Below are 8,019 nucleotides of genomic sequence, written 5' to 3'. Positions count from 1 at the left end.
GATGCCGACGGCATCTCCTGCGAGTTGGTTCTTCACGGCGCTCGGAAGGGGGGTGTCGATGTCCTTGCTCGACCACCTTTTCCCGTCCTCGGAGGCGACCATGTTCGCCACGACTCGGTTGGCGGTCTGGATATAGGTCTTGCCCATTCTTTTTAGGATGGCATCCTGACGACGCGTGGCATAGATTTGAACTTCTACCGTGACGACTTGACTCATCTTTGACACCTCCTTCATCCTAATAATCAACTCCATTATAGATTTACTATAAATGCATTTCATCAGGAAGAACGTCGGGGACGGGGTGTCTGAAGACACCCCGTCCCCGAACTCGCTATCATCCCACTCCTAAAGGAGTGGGCTTTCTCGCTCGTACATTCTGTAAAGGTCTTGTGAATCTAATTCACGTAAATCGGAAGGACAGTTGCAAGATGGGTCATAAGTGCTTGTGTCTCTTCTTTTGGTTCAGATGTGACGTAAATGATCAACGCAGCAGCAACAATGACGAAGATAGCGATGACAAGAATGATGAAGAACGGCATCTTACTTTTACGCTTCTCAGCTTGACGGTCCATAACAAATTCCCCCTTAATGATGTAGACGATAGACATATTTGTTTGATTCCCTCTCCTCCTGTTTGAAAACCTTGGAAAAAGAGGGGAATGTGTAATCTGACGGGAATAGAGTAAACATCTAAAATGGGATGAGGAGGATGTCGTCGTGCTTACGTTGTTCAATTCATTATTGTTGAACTTTTCACTATTGATCGCGACATTGCTGTTCGCGTTTTTACCACTACGACGGATTGAGCGAATCTCGCCCAACTCCTCCTTACAAGTCCGACTAGCGATTGGTTGTATCGCCGGTTTGATTGGTGCACTGTTGATTTTCAACAGTATCTCCTATGACGTCGCAAAGATTGATTTGCGTCTCGTTGCACTTGTTACGGCGTACTTTTACGGAGGGTTAGTCAGCGGTAGCATCACGATGCTGTTCATCATTGGCGCCCGATTTGCGGTGACACCAGCTGGCGAATATCAAGGACTGATCCTGACGACCTTGATTTGTGTCGCGTTACTCGTGACAGCAACGGTTTATCGCCGGTTCGCTGCTCAACGGATGAAAGATTATCTCGTGTTGCTTGGAACAGGGATCGCATACAGCTTACCGGCGCTCTATTTATTAACGAACACGTTCGAGCGGTTTTTAGAGATTGCGCTCGTCTATATTATTGTCATCATGATTGGTGGTTACGTCACCTATCGTTTCTTACAGGAACTAAGAAAGCATTTTTTATTCGTCCACACGCAACAAGAATTGGCTTTAACGGATGGGCTGACGCAACTCGGAAACCGCCGGAAGCTAGATGAAACGTTAGCCGAGTATGCTCAAAACGGAACGGTCTTTTCCGTCCTCATTCTTGATCTCGATCATTTTAAATCAATCAATGATACATATGGTCACGAAGGGGGGGGACGTCGTCTTACGGCAACTTAGTCATCTCCTACAATCGTATTGTCCGGAACAAGGCGTCGTCGGTCGATACGGTGGTGAAGAGTTTGTCTTACTGTTGCCGGACGTACCACTCCGACAAGCGGAAAGGCTCGGGGAGCGGATTCGATCTGCCTGCGCTGATCAACACTTCGTTTACAAGGAGTACTCCGTCTTTCACGTCACATTATCGCTAGGGGCTGCCTCTTCCGATCAAGCATCAACCGTATTTGAGACTGTCCAAAAGGCAGATTTAGCGTTATATGAAGCCAAACAAACTGGACGAAATCGCGTCGTCTGTTACCGAGATCCTTTACTGTAAATAACAACTGCCCCGCTTGACCAACTGGTCAGGCGGGGCAGTTGTGTTTAGCGATGCAGTAACGAAAATACATCATAATGTTCAAAATCAGCCAGAATGTTCGGGGCAATCAACTGACGGATCGTTGTTTCGTCCGCCCAGAGATAAGCGTCGTGTTCTTCTGATAATTGAACGTCCGTTTGATACGTCGAACAGACGTACATCAAGAGAACGATTTGCCGATCGGGATGCGTCAGAAAGCTCGAGGCATAAAGTAGACGCTCCGGAGTCACCGTCAATTGTGTCTCTTCTTTTATCTCGCGAACTAGACTGTCGACTGGCAATTCACCGAAGTCGATCTTGCCACCCGGACATTCCCACGTCCCACCACCGAAGTCAGCAGCAGCCCGGCGGACGATCAGAAGACGTTGCTCGTGAATGATGATGCCTTTGACGGCAGGAACGATTGCTGTCATACGACGGGACTCCCCAACAATATGACGGGATCGATTCCTTCTGTTTCGACGAGGTACTGATCGCGTAGATAGATCCCGCTCTCGTCAGCAAGTCCGAAGGCACGGTCTGTGCTTTCTTCCGTAAAAGATTGCGTGAGATGAGCAGCTTCGCCCCATGTCTCATAATGCACACAGACGACCGCGTCTTTCAGTAAGGCAAGACCAGGCAAGCGAAGACGTTGATTGTCGCGTTGGTCGATCTCCGGAATGATACACCGTTCGGGCGAAACGAGGGCACCAGCTGAAAAGCCGACGACCGGAACACCATCTGCGAAACGCGACTGGATGATGTCACCGATTTCCGTATCGACAAGGTAGCGTTGATACAATTCGGTCTCACCACCAGAAATGATGATGCCTTGACATTGCTTCAATTGCGCAAGTTGTCCGTCTGTTGGTGCGTTAGATAGTGGCAGATGGACGAAAGATGAGATGCCATCTTCCTGTAACGGCTTCGTATAAATCGAGGCGTAACTCGTCCAATCCTTACCGGTCCGCGGAACGTATAGAATCGCGACCGGTCCACCATTCGTTAATGCGGCAAATCGTGTTCGTAAGTGCGGTGTAAAAGGAGGACCGCCTCCAAAGAGAAATAAGTGAGTCGGCATGAGGCATGTCTCCTTTCAAGTTTAATCGAGTGTATAGCGGTTGATTGTCTCGTGCAACTCACGTGAGAGCGTATAAATCTCTTCCGTTAGCGTATGCACGACATCCATTCGTTCACTGAAGGTAAGCGATTGCTCGGATGCCTGTTGGTTGTCTTGCGCGCTGGCAACGATCCCAGCACGTAATTGTTCGGCTTGCGCGACGAGGTGCGAAGCGGTTGATAAGACATCCCGGTTCGTTTCCGAAAGGGCCGACATATCAACGGTGACCCCTTTGGACTGGGTGACGATTGAATCAAATGACTGCGTCGCTTCCGTGACACGAACGACACCGTCCTGAACAGCGATGGTTCCGCGTGCCATCGCGTCCTCGAGTTGTTTTGTCTCGCGTTGGATTGAATCGATCGTCTCCTGGACACGTCCCATCGATTGTTTTGATTGATTGGCAAGGTTTTGAATCTCGCGTGCAACAACGACGAATCCTTTGCCTTGTTCCCCGGCACGGGCCGCTTCGATCGAAGCATTCAACGAGAGGAGGTTCGTTTCGTTAGCGATCGATTCGATGATGCTGATGATTTCTAAGATATTTTGAGAAGCGGTTTGAACGCGACGTGATTTATCGGCGGCTTCGTCAATCGCGTTTTGAATCGATTGCATCTGTTCTGTGACTGCATGGAGATCCGAACGCCCGGTCGTCGCAAGACTTTCCGAACGGCTGGCGCTATCGACGACGAGAGCCGATGTCTGCGCGGTCTGCTCGATTGTTGCCGTCAAGGATTGTAAGGACGCTGTATGTCCATCGAACGCGCCGGACTGTTGCTGGGCGGTCGCGGCGATGCCGGTCATCGCATGTGCCATCTCTTTCGTTCCGTGTCCTGTTTCTTCGGCTTCAACGACGAGTTCTGCGAGAGAGTCATCAATCGTCCGTGACATTGTATCGACCCGTTTCACGAGATCAATCAAAGATAGGCGCATCGTCTCGAATAAACGGGAGAGCTGTCCAATCTCATCACGTGACGTCGCAACGACGGGCTGTGATAAATCGTGTTCGGCAATCGCACCCGCACTGTGCAGTAACGCGCGGATTGGTCGGACGAGCGTGCGTGTAAAGAGGATTGCAGCAAGTGCAACGAGAGCAATTAACGCCACTAACGCAATCAATAGCTTTTGGACGAAATCAGACAAGGAAGCAAAGACTTCTTCCGTATGGACTTCTGTGATCAATCCCCAGTTAAGACCAGCGATTTTAAGGGGTGTGAAGGATGTCACGACTTCATGACCATCTGTGTCCGTTGTTTCTGTCGTTTTCGTCTGACCAGCAATGACTTGTTTGACCGGCGTCGATTGAATGCGTTTTTCGCCGACTTCGGTCTGTTTCGTTGCCCGGAAATCAGACCGTAGACGTTGATCGGCACCGACGAGATACGATTCACCGGTCTTACCGAGACCAGCCGTTGTTTTCATGATTTTATTAATTTTATTTCCGTCGAGCTGCAGCGCAAGCACCCCGCGTGGTTGCTTCGTCTTTGGATCAACATAGGGGATCGCAAAGAAGGCAGCGGGAGCTTGTGACGGTTCGTAATACGCATAATCGGCGATGACGCCTTTTTGTTGTGTCAAGGCATTCTGATAGGCTTTTCCGAGCCCAGACGATTTGAGATCACCCGTGACCACATTCTGACCGAGGTCCGGTTCCTTGAACGCCGTATAGACGACATTTCCGTCTGGATCAATGAAGAAGACGTCATAGAAGCCGAACTGTTCGATGTACTGATTGAAATACGTATCGAATTTCTTCGCTTCTTGTTGGTAGGCGTCATTCGCCAGTCCACCGTCCGCAAACTGTTTCGTTAAAGGAGCGAATGCCTGCTGGACTTGTTCATTTTCAGCTAACGCTTCGAGATTCAAGAACTTCTCATCGATATGTTGCGTGATTGTTGCTTTTTTAGCATCACGAATCGCTTCAAGCTTTGAATAGGCCTCGTCTGTCAACGCACCTTTTGTTTCGACATACAAGAACGAGCCGATCAAGACGATCGGTACAATTGCAAGACCGAGAAAAGCGAGTAACATTTTCGGATACAAACCCCACTTCATCCGCACACACTCCGTTCTTATTGGATTTCTTTTAGTGTACGAAAGGAAATGGGGGAAAAGTACTTCATTACCATATATTTTAAATTACTTTATTTTCCTTAGGTGCTTTAGAATTCGAGTCAATGAGCCGATAGAAACGTTGCTGTCTGAACCATTGGGTATGTTGTTTTACTTCCTGATAAAGAACGAACAGGACGAAAGCGAAAACGAGACCGCGTCCGATCCATGGTAAGACGAGAAGACCGTAGTTCATCGCAGCAAACAGCTGGAGTAAGAAACGACGTTTACTCGGATCCCGCAGATACGTGATCAACGGAAGTTGCTGGTGCGTCTGCTTGAATAATCGCAGATGAAGGAACGGACGCTTTCGGTGAGACGGCTTCGGTAAGGCACCGTTCAATTCAAGGACGGTCGCCGATAAACTCGACTGTCGTTTCGTTGACAACAGGATATCCTCCGTTAATCTGTCCTCACGCCGCGACCAGTGCCGGACATGAAGGGATCCGAACAGCAACACACACAGTGCAACGACGAAGAGGACAGAATGCGGTTGAAGCCAAAGCAGGAGCAACAGAGTGATGCGTCCGGTTGCCAGGACGAGATGACCGCTCCATTTCCGCAAGAACCGTTGCCCAGATAACCGGTATGTCCAAAAGCTAAAGAATGGTTGGAGCAAAGAGAGCGCAAGACTAATCAGCAGTACGGTGATACTAGATTGGTCAAACCGGATGCGATGTAAGGGAAAACAGAGTAAATGTAATCCGGCAGTCAATAGAAAAATCCGCACGAAGTGATACCGAACGGAATACCACTTCATTCGAACGATCGCTCCAGGAACCGGTTTGAAGAAGAGGCGATCTGCTGGTTCGAACCAGGTGTAAAAGGCGGGCAGGAATCCATACAGAATCCATCCGAGTAAAATCCAAGCGACCGGAACCGTTTGAACCCAGTCCGCTTGACCGTTTAAGATCTGCATCGTCTCATAGATGATGAACAGACCGACTGGAATGACGAGATACAGCAAGATTGTCCAATCGAAAATTTCTCGAAAGAAGCGACGCTGTTCCGCATGCCGTCGACGGATCCGTTGCTTTAAAAAGGTTTCAATCATGCTCGAGCACCATCGCTTCCATGATGTCGAACAAGCGGGCACCGGGCTGACCAGAGGCTTCACCGATTTGAGCGAGTGTTCCTTGATGTTTGATACGCCCCTGATCAATCCAGACAAAGTCGTCACACAGACGTTCCGCGGAATCAAGGACATGGGTGACGAGCAGAATCGCTACGCCACGCGTTCGTTCTGCTTCGAGTAAATGTAACAAGCGAATCGTTGCGACCGCGTCAAGACCAACGAACGGTTCATCGATGATCAGGCAGTCTGCGCGTTGCATCAAGGCACAGACGAGCATGACCTTCTGTTTCATTCCTTTAGAGAAAGAAGATACATAGTCACCTGTGACGGCATGCAGTTCAAACGTCTTTAAGAGTCGTTCTGTATAGGCATGATCCGTCTCGTGGAGTGAGGCGACCAGCTCAAGGTGCTCGGCGAGCGTCAAATATTCATAATAGGTTGGCTGCTCCGGAATATAGGCGAGTGAGACTGGTAAATCGATCTCTCCTTCGACCCAAGGTAGCGTACCGAACATCGCTTGAATCGTCGTACTTTTTCCTGCACCGTTCGTACCGATCAAACCGGTAATGGATCCAGGGTGTAAGGAAAACGTGATCTCTTGTAAGACGGGCTGACCGACGTCATAACCGGCTTGTTGAATGGATACATGCATGTGAAACATCTCCTTTCACTACATCTACTGATAGAAGAAGAAAAATGTTTCACAGCAACAGAAATCAGTAGAACCATACTAAAAAATGTAACAGGTTAAAAATAACAAATGGGCTATAATGGAAATATCAATTTTAGAGGATGATCATGATGCAAACAGTCGAACGAATTTATTTCCGTGAGTCCGGTATGGGAAGAGGACAGACGTTTTGGTGGGACCGTGCAAGTCGAACGATTCGTGCGGAAGATGAGGAAGGATTATTAGGTCCATGGTATCCGAAGGGGCGTCTCTTTTTAGATGAAGAAGAGCATCCATTATTCAGAAAGCTGACGGAAGAGGACATCTACTTAATCGACATGTGGTCGGATCGGTTCGATGCAGAAGTTTGGCGAAACTATCCGTATCCTGAAGGCGTTATGATTTGTGACGGCACGGATTGGGAAATTCATGTGACGACAGAAAATGGTACAGAGAAACTTTCAGGATCAAATATCTATCCACCTGGATGGTGGATGATTCGGGAACTTTTATACGGTTATTATAATGCCGGGAGTAATCGAGAAGATGAAGAATGGGAGGATGAACAATGAAACGAGCACTATTGTATCTGATTCCGTTTGCGTGGCTTGGACCTTACCTTGATTGGAAAGAGGGTTCGATTTTAGGGTACGTCTTATTTTTGTTTGGACTCGGTGCTCTATCGTATTCACTTGCACGGAGTGGAAAACCAAAATACATCGTCATCGGCAATATGGTCTCGTTTGCGATTTCGTATGGGATCGCACTTAGTGTAGGGGAAGGATACGGCGAAGGATATTTCAAACCATTGACAGCCAGTCAACTGGTTCTTGGAGTCAGCGTCTTGAATCTGGTCGTGCAAATACCAATTGTGATGAATGCGATTCAAAACAAAGTGATGAAAAAGGAGTTAGAGGGATATGACGGATGAGAGCCAACGGTTACTTGATGTAATTCAACGAATCCTAGAACGACAATCGCCACTCGACTTAATTGATATCTACCAGCGCGTCAGACAAATAGAACATTTGGATCTATCACGGTTTACATCAGAAGCAGGACTCGAGGCACGTATTCGAAAATTGATCTACCTGCATGCGAGTGAGTGTGAATTGTACCGGGGAGAGCAGGACCTTTTTTACAGTGAGACCGGAAAAGGAACAGGACGCTGGGGACTGCGATAAAAAACGCTACGCAGCGAGTGCGTAGCG

11 protein-coding genes and 1 pseudogene are annotated in these 8,019 nt (G+C 48.4%); 5 read left to right on the top strand and 7 right to left on the bottom strand.

The annotated features are described in order from the left end of the window. Together ITJ88_RS12065 and ITJ88_RS12060 are read right to left on the bottom strand one after the other, a co-directional pair. A pseudogene (locus ITJ88_RS12065) lies at positions 1-216 on the bottom strand (RNA-guided endonuclease TnpB family protein); the annotation flags it as partial. 179 nt (positions 217-395) lie between these two features. Beyond that, positions 396-572 carry a hypothetical protein gene (locus tag ITJ88_RS12060; protein WP_023466867.1) on the bottom strand — a complete coding sequence of 59 codons (177 nt, stop codon included), beginning with the start codon at positions 570-572 and terminating at the stop codon, positions 396-398. A gap of 145 nt (positions 573-717) precedes the next feature. Between ITJ88_RS12060 and ITJ88_RS12055 the strand changes: the two genes are divergently transcribed. Continuing rightward, a complete protein-coding gene (locus ITJ88_RS12055; protein WP_370567808.1) occupies positions 718-1,494 on the top strand; it encodes a GGDEF domain-containing protein in 777 nt (258 codons plus the stop codon). After that, positions 1,454-1,810: a GGDEF domain-containing protein gene (locus ITJ88_RS16320; protein ID WP_230088838.1), complete on the top strand. Its 357-nt coding sequence runs from the start codon at positions 1,454-1,456 to the stop codon at positions 1,808-1,810. The genes ITJ88_RS12055 and ITJ88_RS16320 overlap by 41 nt, the downstream gene beginning before the upstream one ends. 47 nt (positions 1,811-1,857) lie before the next feature. Here ITJ88_RS16320 and ITJ88_RS12050 read toward each other — a convergent pair whose 3' ends face one another. From ITJ88_RS12050 to ITJ88_RS12030, 5 genes are all read right to left on the bottom strand, one after another. After that, a complete protein-coding gene (locus tag ITJ88_RS12050; RefSeq protein ID WP_195865825.1) occupies positions 1,858-2,265 on the bottom strand; it encodes an NUDIX hydrolase in 408 nt (135 codons plus the stop codon). Beyond that, positions 2,262-2,912 (bottom strand): Type 1 glutamine amidotransferase-like domain-containing protein, encoded by a 651-nt coding sequence (locus ITJ88_RS12045; RefSeq protein ID WP_195865824.1) that lies wholly within the window; start codon positions 2,910-2,912, stop codon positions 2,262-2,264. Before ITJ88_RS12045 ends, ITJ88_RS12050 begins: the two co-directional genes overlap by 4 nt. Before the next feature lie 21 nt (positions 2,913-2,933). Further along, positions 2,934-5,006, bottom strand: coding sequence for a methyl-accepting chemotaxis protein (locus ITJ88_RS12040; protein ID WP_195865823.1), 2,073 nt, complete (start codon positions 5,004-5,006; stop codon positions 2,934-2,936). Between the two features lie 79 nt (positions 5,007-5,085). Beyond that, complete coding sequence (locus tag ITJ88_RS12035) at positions 5,086-6,117, bottom strand: ABC transporter permease (RefSeq protein ID WP_195865822.1); 1,032 nt, start codon at positions 6,115-6,117, stop codon at positions 5,086-5,088. After that, on the bottom strand, positions 6,110-6,790 hold the full coding sequence (locus ITJ88_RS12030) for an ABC transporter ATP-binding protein (RefSeq protein WP_195865821.1): 681 nt from the start codon (positions 6,788-6,790) through the stop codon (positions 6,110-6,112). Before ITJ88_RS12030 ends, ITJ88_RS12035 begins: the two co-directional genes overlap by 8 nt. A 146-nt stretch (positions 6,791-6,936) precedes the next feature. Between ITJ88_RS12030 and ITJ88_RS12025 the strand changes: the two genes are divergently transcribed. The 3 genes from ITJ88_RS12025 to ITJ88_RS12015 are packed head-to-tail and all read left to right on the top strand — an operon-like array spanning position 6,937 to position 7,992. Continuing rightward, positions 6,937-7,380, top strand: a complete 444-nt coding sequence (locus tag ITJ88_RS12025; protein WP_195865820.1) for a hypothetical protein — start codon at positions 6,937-6,939, stop codon at positions 7,378-7,380. After that, the gene (locus tag ITJ88_RS12020) at positions 7,377-7,739 is read left to right on the top strand and encodes a hypothetical protein (protein ID WP_195865819.1); all 363 of its coding nucleotides are present in this window, start codon (positions 7,377-7,379) and stop codon (positions 7,737-7,739) included. Before ITJ88_RS12025 ends, ITJ88_RS12020 begins: the two co-directional genes overlap by 4 nt. Further along, entirely contained in the window at positions 7,729-7,992 is a 264-nt protein-coding gene (locus ITJ88_RS12015) for a hypothetical protein (RefSeq protein WP_195865818.1), read from the top strand. Before ITJ88_RS12020 ends, ITJ88_RS12015 begins: the two co-directional genes overlap by 11 nt. Positions 7,993-8,019: the final 27 nt, after the last annotated feature.

This window comes from Exiguobacterium abrahamii, assembly GCF_015645365.1.
Lineage (GTDB): Bacteria > Bacillota > Bacilli > Exiguobacteriales > Exiguobacteriaceae > Exiguobacterium_A > Exiguobacterium_A abrahamii.
The sequence above is the reverse complement of the archived record's forward strand: the minus strand, read 5'-3'. Positions and strand labels throughout refer to the sequence as shown.